Here is a 16,521-nt window from a genome sequence, read left to right on the forward strand (position 1 = left end):
GCTGCATGCACCAGCTGTTTATCGCAGATCTGCATTTAAGCGCACAGGAACCGGCAATCACTGCCGGTTTTCTGCGCTTTTTGCGGCAAGATGCCATTCACGCCGACGCCCTGTACATTCTTGGCGACCTGTTCGAAGCCTGGATCGGCGATGACGATCCCGAGCCGCTGCACGGTGAAATCGCCGCGGCGTTGAAGGCGCTGCAACAGGCTGGTGTGCCCTGCTATTTTATCCACGGTAATCGTGACTTTCTGGTTGGCAAACGCTTTGCCCGCGCCAGCGGTATGCAGCTGCTGCCGGAAGAAAAGGTGCTGGACCTGTACGGCCGAAAAATACTGATCCTGCACGGTGACACACTCTGTACCGACGATCATGCATACCAAGAATTCCGCAGCAAAGTGCATAACACCTGGATCCAACGGCTGTTTCTGGCAATGCCGTTGCGCTGGCGTCTTAAGATCGCCGCCAAAATGCGCGCACGTAGCCAACAGAGCAACCAATACAAGTCTGAATCTATTATGGACGTCAACCCGCAAGCGGTTGAACAGGCAATGTTACGCCACAACGTTCACTGGATGATCCACGGTCACACACACCGTCCAGCCGTGCATGATCTGACGTTGAGCAACGGTAAAGCCCACCGCGCAGTACTGGGTGCCTGGCACGTTGAAGGCTCAATGATCAAAGTCAGCGCTGACGCCGTCGAATTGATCCAATTCCCCTTCTAAGTTCCTGACATATTGCGCGAGTAAAAAATTCGCGCTTTTGACGGTGAAAACTGGCGACGCAACCGTTTTCCTTGCCGTGCGCTCATGGTATGCTCTACGCCCTCATTCGGCCTCCCGCCGCAGGCAACCGGCCGTCGTTTGTACAATTACAGGAGCCTTACACCCATGGGAGCCAACGCCGCTTCAGCCACCCACGCTGGGGTTAAAATCGCAATTGTAATGGGATCGAAAAGTGACTGGGCCACCATGCAGTTTGCGGCCGACGTCCTGACCTCGCTCAATGTCCCGTTCCATGTCGAAGTCGTTTCCGCTCATCGTACGCCAGATAAGCTGTTCAGCTTCGCCGAACAGGCAAGTGCCAATGGCTTTGACGTGATCATAGCCGGTGCGGGCGGTGCTGCGCATCTGCCAGGCATGCTGGCCGCGAAAACTCTGGTACCGGTGCTGGGTGTGCCGGTGCAAAGCGCCGCATTGAGTGGCGTAGATAGCCTGTACTCCATCGTACAAATGCCACGTGGTATCCCCGTCGGTACGCTGGCGATCGGCAAAGCCGGCGCCGCTAATGCCGCACTCTTGGCAGCGCAAATTCTGGCACTGCACGACACCCCGCTGGCACAACGCCTGGCAGACTGGCGTCAAGCGCAGACCGACGACGTACTGAACAACCCGGATCCGCGGGAGGAAGCATGAAGCCGGTTTGCGTACTGGGCAATGGTCAGTTGGGGCGCATGCTGCGCCAGGCCGGTGAACCACTGGGTATTGCCGTCTATCCGGTTGGCATCGACGCCGAACCGGAAGCTGTGCCTTATCAAAACAGTGTGATCACCGCCGAGATCGAACGCTGGCCGGAAACGGCACTGACGCGCGAATTAGCGACCCATAATAGTTTCGTCAACCGCGATATTTTCCCGCGTTTGGCAGATCGTCTGACGCAAAAACAGTTGCTCGATCAACTGGGTCTGGATACCGCACCTTGGCAGTTGCTGGCCAACGCCGCCGAATGGCCGCAGGTGTTTGCCACCCTCGGTGAACTGGCTATCGTCAAACGCCGTGTGGGCGGATACGACGGTCGCGGCCAATGGCGTTTACGCCCAGGCCAGGAAGCCGAGTTGCCGGCAGATGCCTACGGTGAATGCATCGTCGAACAAGGTATTAACTTCTCTGGCGAGGTGTCTTTGGTTGGTGCGCGTGGGCACGATGGCAAGTCCGTGTTCTATCCGCTGACCCATAACCTGCATGAAGAAGGTATTCTGCGCACCAGCGTCGCATTGCCGCAGCCTAACCCAGCCTTGCAGCATCAGGCCGAGCAGATGCTAACCGCCATCCTTGATGAGCTGAACTACGTCGGTGTGATGGCGATGGAGTGCTTTATCGTTGGCGATCGTCTGTTGATTAATGAACTGGCCCCCCGCGTACACAACAGCGGCCACTGGACGCAGAACGGCGCGTCCATCAGCCAGTTCGAACTGCATTTACGTGCCATTCTGGCCCTGCCGTTGCCAAAGCCGGTAGTGAGTACGCCGTCAGTGATGGTTAACCTGATTGGCACCGCAGTGAATCAGCAATGGCTGGCATTACCGCTGGTACATCTGCACTGGTACGAAAAAGAAGTACGTGAAGGTCGCAAGGTCGGGCACCTGAACCTGAACGATCCTGATGCCGTCGCTCTGCAACAGTCATTACTGGCTCTGGCACCGCTGTTGCCAGCCGAATACCAAAGCGGCCTGGCCTGGGCGCAAAAAAAGCTGGCTTAAGCGTTACGCCGCACCAAAAAAAAGGGTTCAACTCAATGGGTTGAACCCTTTTTTACTACCGATGAAAAGCTAATCACGCTGTACCCTAAATAATTGGAGTTGCATCGCGGCGGCAAGCTTGTAAGCCCCTGGAGCATAGATAACTATGTGACTGGGGCACGCAAGCGCAGCCAACAAAGAGGCAGCGTCAAGTATGATGGGTATAGCCCTGCGGATTTTTGCTCTGCCAATTCCAGGTATCGCGCATCATCACGTCAAGCCCGCGTTGCACTTGCCAACCTAGCTCCTGTTTTGCCAACCCGGCATCAGCCCAGAAGGCAGGTAAGTCGCCCGCCCGGCGCGGTAAAATCTGATAAGAAATGGTGACACCCGAAGCTTTTTCAAACGCTTTCACCATCTCCAGCACCGAGTAACCCACCCCGGAGCCCAGGTTATACGCTTTGAAACCAGCGATCTGCGGTAAGTGATCCATCGCCGCCAGGTGTCCCTGAGCAACATCCATCACGTGAATGTAGTCACGCACGCCCGTCCCATCTTTAGTGGGATAGTCGCCGCCAAACACGCTCAGCGTTTTCCGCTGACCAATTGCCACCTGGGCAATGTAAGGCAGCAAATTATTAGGGATGCCGCTCGGGTCTTCACCAATCAAGCCGGACTCGTGAGCGCCCACTGGATTGAAGTAGCGCAGAGCGATAATCGAAAATGCCGGCTCCGCCTTGGCAAAATCCTGCAGGATCTGCTCTACCATCCACTTGGACGTACCGTAGGGGCTGGTGGTGCCGCCGATCGGCATATCTTCCCGATAAGGCACCGGTGCATGCTCGCCGTACACCGTGGCGGAGGAGCTAAAGATAAACCGATGAGCGCCCGCCTGACGCATAGCTTCCAGTAACACCAGCGTGCCCGCCACGTTGTTTTGATAGTACTCCAGTGGCTTTTGGGTGGACTCCCCCACCGCCTTCAGACCGGCAAAATGGATCACGCAGGCGATCGGCTGCTCCTTAAAGATCCGCTGCAAGCAGTCGGCATCCTGTACATCGCCCTGGTAGAACTTCACGGCTTTGCCCGTCAGCTGTTCCACACGGCGCAAAGACTCTTCAGATGCGTTAATCAAATTGTCCAGCACCACCACATCTTCACCACGTTCCAACAATGTCAGTACGGTGTGCGAACCTATATATCCGGCACCGCCGGTAACCAGAATCGTCATAATTTTCCCTTAATCTGTGCCTGACGCAAAATTCGTCCTATGGCGAGCCACACGTGAGCGCTTAACGTGAGCCAATGTTACGTAACGGCTTACCGGCCATGAGATTGCGCTCAATATGTTCCAGAGAGATATTCTTCGTTTCTGGAATCAATGCCAGCGTGATGAAAATAAACACGACATTGAGTGCAGCATACACCCAGAAGGTGTGTGCACTGCCCAGCGAATTCAGCATGGTCAGGAATGTCGCACCGACGATCATGTTGGCGATCCAGTTGGTTGCTGTGGAACAGGTGATACCAAAATCGCGGCCTTTCAGTGGCTGAATCTCTGAGCACAGTACCCAGATCAGTGGGCCGGCACTCATGGCAAACCCGACAATAAACATCAGCAACATGATAATGGCGAAGTATTGTTCCGTCGGTGAACTCATCCCCACATTCATCATCGTCCCCAGCGCCCCCATGCCCACGGCCATGACGATAAAGCCCAGCGTCAGCGTCGGTTTGCGTCCCCAGCGATCAACCAAACCAATGGCAATAAAGGTGGCCAACACGTTAACCAAGCCAACAATAACCGTGCCCCACATCTGCTGCGCAGTACTGGCAAAACCCGCCAGGCCAAAAATCTTCGGCGCGTAATACATGATGACATTCATCCCGGTGAACTGCTGCATTACCTGTAGCAGAACGCCGAGGAAAACGGCACGTCGGAAATTTTTATTGTCCTTAAACAACGTCCAGCCACTTTGTTTCAGCTTAAGGCTCTCACGGATTTCGTTCAGTTCGTGCTGTGCCTGGGCACTGCTGTCGCGCAGTTTTTCCAATACCTGGCGCGCCTGCTCATGACGATTACGTGAAGCCAGCCAGCGTGGGCTATCCGGCAAGAAAAATACCCCAATCAGCAGCAATACGGCAGGAATCGTGATCACCCCCAGCATCCAGCGCCAGGCACCGGTATAGCTGAATGCAGTATCCGACAGGTAAGCGGCCAGGATACCGATGGTAATCATAAGCTGGTACATGGAAATCATGCTGCCACGGATTTTTTCTGGTGCGATTTCAGACAGATAAATAGGGGCGGTGTAGGATGCAACGCCCACCGCCAGCCCAAGCAGCACGCGAGAAATCAACAAGATCTCCACGTTGGGTGCCGCAGCTGAGCACAGCGAACCCACGACAAACAAGACTGCGCCAATCATCAGGCTGTATTTACGCCCGATGCGGAAGTTCATCCAACCACTGCCCACGGCACCGACAGCGGCCCCAAACATCATTGAGCTAACCACCCACTCCTGCTGGGAGCTCGTGATATGGAACGAATCCGTAATAAATGGCAGGGCACCCGCAATGACGCCGATATCCAGACCAAACAGCAACCCGGCCAGCGCAGCCAAAAAACAGACGAAAAAAGTCATACCTGCATTGTTTTGGCTTTTATCCGCCGCTGCAACGTTGACGGTAGTACTCATACTGCCTCCGATGAATAACGTTCTTAAGTTGTCATTATGATAGGAGGCAATCCATCCAAGAGAAGTGAGTGCGATCACATTAGTGGAAACGATTACATTATTTTATTTACGATACACAAAAGAAAGTCAGCCTGTAAAACCACTAAATAGCATTGATTTTCATGAACAATGACGACATTCACTCTTTTACCATGACGAGACAGGTAACATCTCCTTACCCTAATGCGCGGTGTGAATTTTAATAATCCGAACCATAAATGTAATCGATTTCACAATCAATCTATCAAGCGCCAGAACCCATTGGCAAGGAACGGAAATGACATACGGGAGGTTTTTGACACGCGAGGGGCATGGTGGCAGGAGCAATATTTTGTTCAGGCGGCCCCGGAATCAGGGCCACCTGATAATGAGGGCGAGTTACCCGTCGTAACTGCGGAACAGTGCCTGACCGCGCAACAACCTCACGCCCAGCCAACCACCACATAGCGATAGCAGCAGCGCACTGAGTAACGGCAGCGCCCACCACAGCACAGGCGTTGGCGCCCAGGGGAAGTCAAACACCTGGCTTTGCAACAGCCACAAGGCAGCTTCCGCGCCCACCGCAGCAGCAATGCCCGCGACCAGCCCCAGTAAGGCAAACTCACACCATAACGTGCTGCGTAACAGGCGTTTGCCGGCTCCTAACGTGCGATACACCACCAGTTCCTGACGCCGTTGGCGCATGCCTACCTGCACCTGGGCCATCAATAGCAAACCACCACAAAGCACCACCAGCACCACCATCACTTCCAGTGCGCGGCTCACCTGCTGCAGCACACCGCCAACCTGTTTGAGGATCGAACCTATATCCAGCAGGCTGAGCGTCGGGAACTGGCGGTTAAGCTGGGTCAACATCTGGCCGTCCCCGTCGTAGCGGAAACTGGTGAGCCAGGTTTGTGGCTGACCGTCCAGCGCACCCGGCGGGAAGATGAAGTAAAAGTTCGGTTTCAGGCTTTCCCAATCCACCTGCCGCAGGCTGGTGACTTTCGCGCTGAAAGACTGGGTATCACCGCTAAAGGTCAGGGTATCGCCCAGCTTGACGTTGAGCCGCCCGGCAATGCCTTGATCCATCGAGACCTCCCCAGTCTTAGGCGGCCAACTGCCTGCCAGCAAAGGATTGTGCGCGGGCAGATCCGCCAGCCAGGTCAGGTTCAGCTCACGATTCACTGCCTCGCCGCCCGGATCGTCCTCATGCACCCGTTCGGTCGCCACCTGCTTGTTAATCTCGGTCAAACGTACGCGGACAATCGGGTAGTAAGTTTCCGGGTTAATTTGATGTTGCTGCAGGAAGGTTTTCACCTGCGGCACTTGGGCTTCTGTCAGGTTCAGCAGGAAGTAGTTCGGGCTATCCGGCGGCAATTGCTGCTGCCAGCGGTCGAGCAAATCACCGCGTAGAACCAGTAATAATGCCAACAACATGAACGACAAAGAGAAGGCTGCCAGCTGGCTGACCGTGACCCAGGGTTGATGCAGCAGCCGATTAACCGCCAACCGCAGTGCAAGATTTTTCAGCGTAATCCGGCGTAGCAATAACAAACTGCCCCAACCAATACCGCCCAACAATAAGGCCAGCACCAAAATACCGGCGAGGATAGACCACAACAGCGTGCTGGCCCCCATCAGCGCGGTCAATAACACCACGACAATCAACGCCGTCGCTGGCAGGAAATAGCGCAGTGGCCAGACAGTGGCCACTACATCACGCCGCAATACCCGGAGCGGTTGAGTCGCCAGTAACTGACGGTACGGGCGTAACCCCACCAGCAACGAAATCATCAGCAACGCGCCGATTGCCCACAGCCACGGCCAGGTACCCGCCGCGGGCAGTTCAGCTGGCAGTACGGGGGCCAGCAACCGAATTAACACGGCTTCAAACCCCAACCCGATAAGCCCTCCACAGGCGGCGGCCAGCAGGATCACGGCCAGCCACTGGCCAACAATCAACTTACGCAACGCGCTACGGCCCGCACCCAGCGTTTTTAACACAGCGATCAGATCGTAACGGCTACGGCAATAGTGGCTCATCGCCACCGCCACGGCGGCAATCGACAGCAGCAGCGTCAGCAACGCCGACAGCAACAGGAACTGCTGCGAACGCTGTAGTGATTTGCCCAACGCACTGCCAGACTCCTGCGGCCCAAACCAGCGCTGATCGGGTGTAAGTTGTGACGTCAGGCGATCCTCGTAACGCTGGACATCTTGCGGGGCGCCGGCAAACATATACCTATAGGTCAGCCGACTGCCGGGCTGCACCGCCCCGGTTTTATCCACGTCCGCCAGATTGATCATGATGCGTGGCGCGGTCTGGAACGGGTTGAAGCCAGAATCGGGTTCCTGAAGGATTTCACCGACGATACGCAAGCGGGTATCGCCAACATCCAGCGTATCCCCCACCTTCACGTTCAACAGCGCCAGCAAACGCGGGGCGACCAATACACTCCCCGGCGTCAACTTGACGTTGGCGGGACGCGTTTCCAGCTTGCCGTACAGCGGATAGGCCAGATCGGTGGCCTTCACGTCTGCCAACTGCGGCCTGTCCCCGGCGTAGGTCATGGTGGTAAACGACAGCTGCCGGCTGACTTTCAGCCTTTGTTGCTGCGCATCCAGCAACCAGCCATCCGGTACCGGTCGGGCGCTGCGCAATACTCGGTCGCCCGCGATAAAATCACGGCTCTGCTGGCTCAGGCCCTTATCCATACGATCACTGATGCTACCCAGAGCCAGCACACAGGCCATCGACAGCGTGAGCGCTAACCAGACGATCAGCAGTGACGGCGATCGCCACTCTCGCCAAAACCAACGCCAGATCATGCTTCCTCCCACAGCTTGCCTTCGCGCAGGCGCAACCGACGCTGGCAGCGCGCCGCCAACGTTTCATCATGGGTCACCAGGATTAGCGTGGTGGAAAAATCGCGGTTGAGGGAAAACAGTAAATCGGCAATGCGTTCACCCGTCTGGCGATCAAGGTTGCCGGTCGGTTCATCAGCAAACAGCACCCGCGGCCTACCGCTGAACGCCCGCGCCAGCGCTACACGCTGCTGCTCGCCACCGGAAAGCTGCGCCGGCAGGTGAGTAAGGCGTTTGCCCAACCCAAGCTGCTCCAGCAACTGCACCGCCTGGTCTCTGCTTTGGCGATCGCTTTCACCACGCAATAACGCCGGTAACTGCACGTTTTCCAGCGCATTGAGCGTGGGTACCAACATAAATGACTGAAACACAAAGCCAACATTCTTAGCACGCAGCGCGGCCCGGCCCTCTTCATCCAACGCGGTCAGCGACTCGCCCAACAAATGCACGTCCCCCTCACTGCCGTCATCCAACCCGGCGAGGATCCCCAGCAACGTTGATTTCCCCGAGCCGGACTCGCCAATCAAGGCAATTGTCTGTGCGGGTTTGACAACCAGCTCGACTCCGGTAAGGATGGAGAGCTGATGCTCACCCTGACCAACGTGTTTACTAAGATGATGAACTTCAAGAACGTTTTCCGCTGGCATCTTCCCTTCCTTTTGCTGTTGGGATTATTCAGTTTACGCGCTGTCGCCGCCGATACATTATTGATTTTAGGCGACAGTTTAAGCGCCGGTTACCGCTTGCCGGTGGCGCAGGCCTGGCCGACGTTGCTGGCCGAGCAGTGGCAGAAAAAACCGGGTGATCCGCAACTGGTCAATGCCAGTATCAGCGGCGACACCGCCGCACAGGGGTTGGCACGTCTGCCCGAGTTATTGAAACAACACCAGCCACGCTGGGTGCTGATCGAACTGGGTGCCAACGACGGTCTGCGTGGTTTCCCAGCGCAGGACCTGCAGCGCGATCTCAGCCAGATTATCACTTTGGTGCAGAAAGCCGGCGCACAGCCGTTGCTGATGCAGATCCGTATTCCCCCTAACTATGGCCGCCGTTATACCGAAGCCTTTAGCGCCATTTACCCAGCGCTGGCTAAACAGTTCAACATCCCGCTTCTGCCGTTCTACATGGAACAGGTGGTGATTAAAGCGGAATGGATGCAGGATGACGGATTGCATCCCAATAAGGATGCCCAACCGTTTATCGCCACCTGGATGGCGGAACGCCTGGAACCTCTAGTAAAACATGAGTCTAATTAAATAGGGCTGCACACTAGGTAAAGTTATGCAAAAAGCAGTGTTGATAACCGGCTGTTCCAGCGGAATTGGATTAATTGCAGCGCAGGATCTGCGTAATCGTGGTTACCGGGTGCTGGCCGCCTGTCGTAAACCACAAGACGTGGAGAATATGCGTCAGCTTGGGCTCGAAGGCGTTGAGCTGGATCTGGACGATAGCGATAGCGTCGAACGCGCCGCTGCGCAGGTGATCGAACTGACCGGTGGTCGGTTGTATGGCTTGTTCAATAACGGTGGATTTGGCGTTTACGGCCCGTTGAGCAGTATTTCCCGCCAGCAGTTGGAACGGCAGTTCGCCACCAACCTGTTTGGTACCCATCAGTTGACCCAGCTGCTGTTGCCGGCGATGCTGCCGCACGGCGAAGGCCGCATTATTCAGACCAGTTCGGTGATGGGTCTGGTTTCCAGCGCCGGGCGAGGAGCATATGCCGCCAGCAAATTTGCGCTGGAAGCCTGGTCTGACGCACTGCGAATGGAATTGCATGGCACGGGCATTCAGGTCAGCCTGATTGAACCCGGCCCAATTTCCACCCACTTTACCCAAAACGTCAATCAGGCGCAGAGTGATAAGCCGGTGCATAACCCCGGCATTGCCAAGCGTCTGACGCTGCCGCCAGAGGCCATTTTACCAAAATTGCGCCATGCGTTGGAAAGCCCAAGGGCCAAACTGCGTTATCCGGTCACCCTGCTGGCGCACGCACTCAGCGTATTGCGTCGGATCCTGCCAGGCCGTTGTCTGGACTGGGTGTTACGCAGCAACGGTTAATTTGGCTGGCGGGGTTGAAGAATGCCGCTCCGCCCCCATTTAAAAGCCAATGGCTCCGAAAGATCAGAGAGAAAATTACATGCTAGCTCAAGCTGTTGTTGATATTAACGAAACTAACTTGCACCAGACGCTGGAACAGTCAATGTCCATGCCGGTGGTGTTCTACTTCTGGTCGGATCGCAGCCAACATTGCCTGCAACTCACCCCGATATTGGATAAGCTGGCGGCGGAATATGCCGGTCAGTTTTTACTGGCAAAGGTAGATTGTGACACCGAACAAGCCATCGCCGCCCAGTTCGGGTTGCGCTCGCTCCCAACCGTGTATTTGTTTAAAGAGGGTCAGCCGGTCGATGGTTTCCAGGGGCCACAGCCGGAAGAGATGATCCGTGAGTTCCTGCAGCGTTTCCTGCCAAAGGAAGAGGACTTGAAGCTGGCGCAAGCGACAGAATTGCTGGCTGAAGGCAATGCGGCAGAAGCACTGCCGCTGTTGAAAGACGCCTGGCAAGCGAGCCAACAACGCAGTGATATTGGCCTGACGCTGGCGGAAACCCAGATCGCACTCAACCGCTCTGAAGATGCCGAAGCGGTGCTGGCAACCATTCCGCTGCAAGATCGAGATACCCGTTATCAGGGTCTGATCGCACAGATTGAGCTGCTGAAGCAAGCCGCCGACACGCCGGAAATTCAACTGTTGCAACAGCAGGTCGAGCAGCAACCAGAGAACGTCGATTTAGCCGTGCAATTAGCACTGCAACTGCATCAGGTTGGGCGCAATGAAGAGGCGCTGGAACTGTTGATGGGGCATCTGAAGAAAGATCTCGCGGCCGCCAACGGTAATGCGCGTAAAACGCTGATGGATATTTTGGCTGCATTGGGTACCGGCGACGCATTGGCGGCCAAGTACCGTCGTCAGCTCTACTCACTACTCTACTAAATACCCGTCATACTTGAAGCTGCATCTGTGTTGGCTGCGTTTGCTCACCCCAGTCACTTACTTAAGTAAGTGACTGGGGTGAGCAAACTTGCCGCCTTGATGCAACTCCAATTATTTAGGGTATACCCTTCGTTATTTGGGGCAAATCCCCTATGGATTTCCCGTCACATCTAGGCGGCAAACGCGAGAATCCCTGGGAGCTTAGATAACTAAGTGACCAGGGTTCGAACGTGCAGCCAACAACGATGTGGCTGGAAAGACGAAGGGGATTTAGCGGTAAACCCGCACGCCGCCGTCGATCCCTTTCGGACTGAACAACACCTGCCATAACTGAATATCACGCGAACGGAAAGCGCCCGCGCAGGCATTCAGATAATAGGTGAACATCCGTTCGAAACGTTCGGAATAGCCCTCGGACAGCATCGGCCAGGCCTGTTTAAAATTCTCATACCACGCCATCAGCGTGCGATCGTAGTCAGCACCGATGTTGTGCCAATCTTCCATCACAAAACGCCCTTCGCTGGCTTCGGCAATATGGCGCACCGAAGGCAGGCAGCCATTGGGGAAGATATACTTGTCTATCCAGGCGTCGACGTGGAGATTAGTTTGGTTGGCGCCAATGGTGTGGAGCAGGAACAAGCCGTCGGGTTTGAGATTACGCGCCGCAACGCGGAAATAAGTGTCGTAGTTTTTCGGGCCCACGTGTTCAAACATGCCGACAGAAACAATGCGATCAAACTGACGGTTCAAGTCCCGGTAATCCTGCAACAGTATTTCGACCTCCAGGCCTGCGCAGCGGTCTTGCGCCAATTTTTGCTGTTCGGCCGAAATGGTCACGCCGTGCACGGATACGCCGTAATTTTCCGCCGCATACTGCGCCAACCCACCCCAACCGCAGCCGATGTCCAGCAGTGACATCCCCGGCTTCAATTGCAGCTTTTCGCAGATCATTTTCAGCTTGGCCAACTGTGCCTGTTCCAGCGTATCGGCGTCTTTCCAGTAACCGCAGGAATATTGCATATAGGGATCGAGCATCGCGCGGAACAAGTCATTGCCGATGTCATAATGTTCTTTACCCACTTGCCAGGCCCGTTTCCGAGACTGGCGGTTGAATAATCGGGCATAGGCGATGCGCGCAATATCACTCAGGTTTTTCGGCAACCGCTCATCAACACCGGCTTGCAGAATGCGGGTAAACAGCGTATCCAACCGCTCGCAATCCCACCAGCCGTCCATATAACTTTCGCCAAACCCGAGCGACCCTTCCTGCAAAATACGTTTAAACAAGGCGGGGTTGTGCACCTTGATGTCGCAGGCACGGTTGCCGTTGATAGTAATGCCAGCTGCGGACAGTAATTCTTCCACAATGCGATACCAACGATCTTTTTTTGGGGCAAGTTCATCAACACTGATTGAGTCCATAACAATCCTTGGCAAGATGTCATTTCAAAAAGCATAGTCGCAAATAAAAATGACAAATATTCGAAGTGAAAAGCGACAATGCTTTTTACTGTAGCCAAGGCAGACAACATCATGAAATGAATTAAAATTATTACAAACATGCCTATTTGGAATGCTAATTGTTCAGTACCACTGATTTATTAGTCTTTACACTGCAGCTGGCGTAATATCTGTTTACATATGTCTGACAGGAGGTTTGCCATGTTTACCCTTATCCCCATCGTGATTGTCGTCGCGCTAATCATCGTATTCGCCGGCGTCAAAATTGTTCCGCAAGGGTTCCAATGGACGGTGGAACGTTTCGGTCGATACACTAAAACGCTGATGCCCGGTTTGAACCTTGTGGTGCCGTTTATGGATCGCATCGGCAGAAAAATTAATATGATGGAACAGGTGCTGGACATTCCTTCACAGGAAATCATTTCGCGCGATAACGCCAACGTCGCCATCGATGCAGTGTGTTTTATTCAGGTCGTCGATCCAGCGCGTGCCGCCTATGAAGTCAGCAATTTGGAACTGGCGATCGTCAACCTGACCATGACCAACTTCCGTACCGTACTCGGCTCCATGGAGCTGGACGAAATCCTCTCGCAACGTGACAGCATCAACAGCCGTTTGCTGCACATCGTCGACGAAGCCACCAATCCGTGGGGCATTAAAATCACCCGTATCGAGATCCGCGATGTCCGCCCACCGGCCGAACTGATTGCATCAATGAACGCCCAGATGAAAGCCGAGCGCACCAAGCGTGCAGACATTCTGGAAGCCGAAGGCGTGCGTCAGGCCGCGATCCTGCGCGCAGAAGGTGACAAACAGTCCCAAATTCTGAAAGCGGAAGGCGAACGTCAATCGGCATTCTTGCAGGCGGAAGCGCGTGAACGTGCCGCAGAAGCCGAGGCTCGCGCTACGCAACTGGTTTCCGACGCGATCGCCAGCGGTAATATCCAGGCGGTAAACTACTTTGTGGCGCAGAAATACACCGATGCGTTGCAGAAAATCGGCTCCGCTAACAACAGTAAGGTCGTCATGATGCCGCTGGATGCCAGCAGTCTGCTTGGTTCAATAGGTGGCATTGCCGAACTGTTGAAAGAGACCAAAGGCAAGTAATCATGCTTGAGCAAATTGCAGCAAACCCGCATTGGTTCTGGCTTTCCCTCGGTGGGCTGTTGCTGGCGGCAGAAATGCTTGGTGCCAGTGGCTACCTGTTATGGAGCGGTGTGTCTGCGGTAGTGGTCGGTGCAATCGTCTGGCTGTTACCGCAGTTGGCCTGGGAGTGGCAGGGGGTGATTTTTTCGGTGCTGACGGTGGTCGTGGCCTATCTGTGGTGGTACTGGCTGCGTCAACGCCCATCGGCGCCCTCTAGCGGTTCACAGGTGCTAAACCAGCGTAACCGTCAGTTGATTGGCACCCGTGCCACGCTGACAGAACCGATGCACAATGGGATGGGTCGCATTAACATCGGCGACAGCAGTTGGCGCGCACAAGCCAGTGAAGACCTGGCCGTAGGCACCGAGGTAGAAGTGATCGCCGTCGAAGGCATCACTCTGGTGATCCGTGCACTGCCCCAACAATCTCGTTAGCGAACAAGCCGGGTAACCCCGGCTTGCTTTATTTATACTATTAATTCCGAACTGAGAATGATGACTTTTGAGGTGGCAGGATAAGTTACCCTCCACGGTAGACTGTCAGATGGATAGTGTTCAATAGTTAATTTTGTATCTGCACCTCGAATACTCGGAAGAACTGTGGAATTCCCTTTAATCTGCCAAGTTTTAACAAGCGAATCCCCGTCTCCAAATAATTTAACCGCTGAGTCAATGGCGTCTGTCGTTTGATAAATGGTCAAATTCTGCGGCAATTGGGTGACGCTTGCTGTAGTTTGCAAACAAACGGACTTGTTATTAGTCACAATAAGATTATCAATGTTAGCATTCGCTTCCATCAACACTAACGGCAGCATGTTATTTGCCGACTTGCTGTTAAATATCAAGCTACCAATTGACACTGGTTTCTTAATACTGCAAAGACTTCCGCCACCGCCAAAGGGGCTTGCATATTCATTAACCGTCAACAAATCTATAACCAGATCACTCATATTAAGATCTAAAGCCTTATTGCCAACAAGACGCTCAAAAGTTAACTTTCCGATGCGACTACCCGACTGCGTACCAGATGCACTTAATCCTGGGTGTACTCGGCATGATGCGATAGAAATATTATCAATGAGATTATTTTTTGAGCCGTCATGTATTTCCACCCCTCGAATACAGTGCCCCACAGTAACATTATTAATACGGTGTTTGCTACCGCCGGTATACACCGCCGGCGCGCCATTTAAAATCGCAGAAGCATTTGTTTGTTCAAGATAGTAACAGTCCCCGGCCTCAACATTTTCACAAAAATTATTTTCACCATCTACAATGACACCACCCCCACCCCAGGTCCCGCATTTAACATCAATGACATAACAATCTGAAGTGGTTCCATCGAATTTACTATCCTGCCCAAAGGCAATAATAGCACCAGATAAATAACCCGGTTCAAAAGTACTGGCCGGGATCCCGGCCCCAACAATAGTGACTTTAGCTACAATATTTTTACTACCTTTCACTAAAATACCATCACCAAGACAATAACCACCGGTGATATTACTGACCACATTGTCATTGTTTTTAACGACAACTAAATTATCTCGACACTCATCAATACTCACATCAAAAGCGACTGAGTTGCCCATCAATACCATACCGTCACAGAATCCCCGCACAGTCATATGGTAAAAATAACTTTTATCCCCAGCAACAAAGCCGTTATGTGCAGACACCTGATGATAAACACTTTCACGCTTTACCCAGCCATATAACATACCGCCAAACATTTCCACGCCATGTAAATAATCATAGGCTTCAAGTGTAGAGGTTTGGTTGGCAAAAAATGGTTTCAGATGACCGGGTTTAGCCTTAATGGTTGCCCCATTAAGATTAATAACTTTCTTATTAGGCGTCCCATTTTTAATCCGCACGGTGTCGGACGTCATGTAGGTCGCACCCTGTTGGCAAACGGTGTCATACGCCGTCAAAAAAGCCGCGGTTAACGCACGGGTATCATCTGCAATACCATTCCCTCGCGCACCAAACATATTTGGTGATACCAGAGAGTGGCTGTTCAATACACGAATCCATGTCCACTGTGAATTAGGCTTTATATAAATACCTGCATCATCAATAAGGCCGGGATCATTAGATGCAATGAAAACCCCACCGCCAGATTGTAACTTATCTTCTCCGTGCCAATCAGGATAGTAAGAGACAACCTCGATGGACTCCCCAGCAGTGGCCGGGATAAGGGTTCGTAATGTTGCGATATCAGGGCAAGTATTCATAACAGAAAGCCTCTTAGTGAGTGAAGTCCTCATGGACATAGCAACAATAAGAGGTGTTTCAGCAGGGAAGAATGTAGATAGGTTGTATGACTGTTCAGCGGACAAAATCTCAGTAATCTAGCTGATAGTCACTGTTTCTTTTACCTTTTCTCTGTATGGCAGCACCCCGCCAGATTATTAATGATTGGGCAGTCTGCTCCGTCATCGCCTGGGCATTGATCCGCCAGCGCCAATAAACGCTGGCGCATCTCACCCAATTCGGCAATGTGCTTTTCAATATCCGCCACCTTTTGCAACGTGCGCGCTTTCACATCGGCGCTGTGACGGCCCGGATCGTTGAACAACCCGACCAGTTCGCCGCACTCGTCCAAGTTAAACCCCACCTGCCGCGCCTGGCGTAGCAACGTCAGCTCTTCGATGTGCTTCGGGCTGTAGCTGCGATACCCGTTATCGGTTCGGATTGGTGCAGTCACCAGGCCTTTTTCTTCATAAAAGCGAATTGCCTTGCTGGTTAAGCCGGTTTTTTTTGCCACGTCGCTGATATTCATTCTTCCCCCTTGACCTTCCCCTTGCTGGAAGGTTTAAGCTTCATTCTTAGTGAAAACAGGTCAAGCGGTCAACCTTTAAACACCGCACTTGA

General features: G+C 53.6%; 15 protein-coding genes. 8 read left to right on the forward strand and 7 right to left on the reverse strand.

The genetic code is table 11. The features are described 5' to 3' along the window. Positions 1–5 precede the first annotated feature (5 nt). From JOE25_RS15000 to purK, 3 genes are all read left to right on the forward strand, one after another. Positions 6–728: a UDP-2,3-diacylglucosamine diphosphatase gene (locus JOE25_RS15000; protein ID WP_209636432.1), complete on the forward strand. Its 723-nt coding sequence runs from the start codon at positions 6–8 to the stop codon at positions 726–728. 165 nt (positions 729–893) lie between these two features. Beyond that, on the forward strand, positions 894–1,418 hold the full coding sequence (gene purE, locus JOE25_RS15005) for a 5-(carboxyamino)imidazole ribonucleotide mutase (protein WP_209636433.1): 525 nt from the start codon (positions 894–896) through the stop codon (positions 1,416–1,418). Continuing rightward, positions 1,415–2,482: a 5-(carboxyamino)imidazole ribonucleotide synthase gene (gene purK / locus JOE25_RS15010; RefSeq protein ID WP_209636435.1), complete on the forward strand. Its 1,068-nt coding sequence runs from the start codon at positions 1,415–1,417 to the stop codon at positions 2,480–2,482. The genes purE and purK overlap by 4 nt, the downstream gene beginning before the upstream one ends. A gap of 187 nt (positions 2,483–2,669) precedes the next feature. Here purK and galE read toward each other — a convergent pair whose 3' ends face one another. The 4 genes from galE to ybbA all read right to left on the reverse strand — a co-directional run bounded on the left by galE (position 2,670) and on the right by ybbA (position 8,693). Further along, positions 2,670–3,692, reverse strand: coding sequence for a UDP-glucose 4-epimerase GalE (gene galE, locus JOE25_RS15015; protein WP_209636437.1), 1,023 nt, complete (start codon positions 3,690–3,692; stop codon positions 2,670–2,672). 61 nt (positions 3,693–3,753) lie between these two features. Then, positions 3,754–5,160 (reverse strand): sugar porter family MFS transporter, encoded by a 1,407-nt coding sequence (locus JOE25_RS15020; RefSeq protein ID WP_209636439.1) that lies wholly within the window; start codon positions 5,158–5,160, stop codon positions 3,754–3,756. 417 nt (positions 5,161–5,577) lie between these two features. Further along, on the reverse strand, positions 5,578–8,010 hold the full coding sequence (gene ybbP, locus JOE25_RS15025) for a putative ABC transporter permease subunit YbbP (protein WP_209636441.1): 2,433 nt from the start codon (positions 8,008–8,010) through the stop codon (positions 5,578–5,580). Further along, a complete protein-coding gene (ybbA, locus tag JOE25_RS15030; RefSeq protein ID WP_209636444.1) occupies positions 8,007–8,693 on the reverse strand; it encodes a putative ABC transporter ATP-binding protein YbbA in 687 nt (228 codons plus the stop codon). Before ybbA ends, ybbP begins: the two co-directional genes overlap by 4 nt. Here ybbA and tesA point away from each other — a divergent pair. From tesA to JOE25_RS15045, 3 genes are all read left to right on the forward strand, one after another. Further along, a complete protein-coding gene (gene tesA / locus JOE25_RS15035) occupies positions 8,664–9,302 on the forward strand; it encodes a multifunctional acyl-CoA thioesterase I/protease I/lysophospholipase L1 (RefSeq protein ID WP_209636909.1) in 639 nt (212 codons plus the stop codon). The two genes, ybbA and tesA, sit on opposite strands and share 30 nt — an antisense overlap. 25 nt (positions 9,303–9,327) lie before the next feature. Beyond that, a complete protein-coding gene (locus tag JOE25_RS15040; RefSeq protein WP_209636446.1) occupies positions 9,328–10,104 on the forward strand; it encodes an SDR family oxidoreductase in 777 nt (258 codons plus the stop codon). 79 nt (positions 10,105–10,183) lie between these two features. Beyond that, positions 10,184–11,038 carry a co-chaperone YbbN gene (locus JOE25_RS15045; protein ID WP_209636448.1) on the forward strand — a complete coding sequence of 285 codons (855 nt, stop codon included), beginning with the start codon at positions 10,184–10,186 and terminating at the stop codon, positions 11,036–11,038. A 270-nt stretch (positions 11,039–11,308) separates the two neighbouring features. On the opposite strand, the gene cfa is transcribed toward JOE25_RS15045, so the two are convergent. Next, positions 11,309–12,460, reverse strand: a complete 1,152-nt coding sequence (cfa, locus tag JOE25_RS15050) for a cyclopropane fatty acyl phospholipid synthase (protein ID WP_209636450.1) — start codon at positions 12,458–12,460, stop codon at positions 11,309–11,311. Between the two features lie 240 nt (positions 12,461–12,700). Between cfa and JOE25_RS15055 the strand changes: the two genes are divergently transcribed. Both JOE25_RS15055 and JOE25_RS15060 read left to right on the forward strand, forming a co-directional pair. Continuing rightward, on the forward strand, positions 12,701–13,606 hold the full coding sequence (locus JOE25_RS15055) for an SPFH domain-containing protein (protein WP_037417867.1): 906 nt from the start codon (positions 12,701–12,703) through the stop codon (positions 13,604–13,606). A 2-nt stretch (positions 13,607–13,608) separates the two neighbouring features. Then, positions 13,609–14,079, forward strand: coding sequence for an NfeD family protein (locus JOE25_RS15060; RefSeq protein WP_209636453.1), 471 nt, complete (start codon positions 13,609–13,611; stop codon positions 14,077–14,079). A gap of 32 nt (positions 14,080–14,111) precedes the next feature. Here JOE25_RS15060 and JOE25_RS15065 read toward each other — a convergent pair whose 3' ends face one another. Together JOE25_RS15065 and cueR are read right to left on the reverse strand one after the other, a co-directional pair. Beyond that, on the reverse strand, positions 14,112–15,881 hold the full coding sequence (locus JOE25_RS15065) for a hypothetical protein (protein WP_209636454.1): 1,770 nt from the start codon (positions 15,879–15,881) through the stop codon (positions 14,112–14,114). A 140-nt stretch (positions 15,882–16,021) separates the two neighbouring features. Further along, entirely contained in the window at positions 16,022–16,429 is a 408-nt protein-coding gene (cueR, locus tag JOE25_RS15070) for a Cu(I)-responsive transcriptional regulator (RefSeq protein ID WP_209636456.1), read from the reverse strand. Between the last annotated feature and the right edge of the window lie 92 nt (positions 16,430–16,521).

The organism is Serratia sp. PL17 (genome assembly GCF_017832355.1).
In the GTDB taxonomy this organism is placed as follows: Bacteria; Pseudomonadota; Gammaproteobacteria; order Enterobacterales; family Enterobacteriaceae; genus Serratia.

Coding starts and splice junctions, on each gene's coding strand:
- ybbP (WP_209636441.1), bottom strand. CDS start 8,010: ATGATCTGGCGTTGGTTTTGGCGAGAGTGGCGATCGCCGTCACTGCTG.
- cfa (WP_209636450.1), bottom strand. CDS start 12,460: ATGGACTCAATCAGTGTTGATGAACTTGCCCCAAAAAAAGATCGTTGG.
- tesA (WP_209636909.1), top strand. CDS start 8,664: ATGAACTTCAAGAACGTTTTCCGCTGGCATCTTCCCTTCCTTTTGCTG.
- JOE25_RS15040 (WP_209636446.1), top strand. CDS start 9,328: ATGCAAAAAGCAGTGTTGATAACCGGCTGTTCCAGCGGAATTGGATTA.
- JOE25_RS15045 (WP_209636448.1), top strand. CDS start 10,184: ATGCTAGCTCAAGCTGTTGTTGATATTAACGAAACTAACTTGCACCAG.
- galE (WP_209636437.1), bottom strand. CDS start 3,692: ATGACGATTCTGGTTACCGGCGGTGCCGGATATATAGGTTCGCACACC.
- JOE25_RS15020 (WP_209636439.1), bottom strand. CDS start 5,160: ATGAGTACTACCGTCAACGTTGCAGCGGCGGATAAAAGCCAAAACAAT.
- ybbA (WP_209636444.1), bottom strand. CDS start 8,693: ATGCCAGCGGAAAACGTTCTTGAAGTTCATCATCTTAGTAAACACGTT.
- cueR (WP_209636456.1), bottom strand. CDS start 16,429: ATGAATATCAGCGACGTGGCAAAAAAAACCGGCTTAACCAGCAAGGCA.
- JOE25_RS15055 (WP_037417867.1), top strand. CDS start 12,701: ATGTTTACCCTTATCCCCATCGTGATTGTCGTCGCGCTAATCATCGTA.
- JOE25_RS15065 (WP_209636454.1), bottom strand. CDS start 15,881: ATGAATACTTGCCCTGATATCGCAACATTACGAACCCTTATCCCGGCC.
- JOE25_RS15000 (WP_209636432.1), top strand. CDS start 6: ATGCACCAGCTGTTTATCGCAGATCTGCATTTAAGCGCACAGGAACCG.
- purE (WP_209636433.1), top strand. CDS start 894: ATGGGAGCCAACGCCGCTTCAGCCACCCACGCTGGGGTTAAAATCGCA.
- purK (WP_209636435.1), top strand. CDS start 1,415: ATGAAGCCGGTTTGCGTACTGGGCAATGGTCAGTTGGGGCGCATGCTG.
- JOE25_RS15060 (WP_209636453.1), top strand. CDS start 13,609: ATGCTTGAGCAAATTGCAGCAAACCCGCATTGGTTCTGGCTTTCCCTC.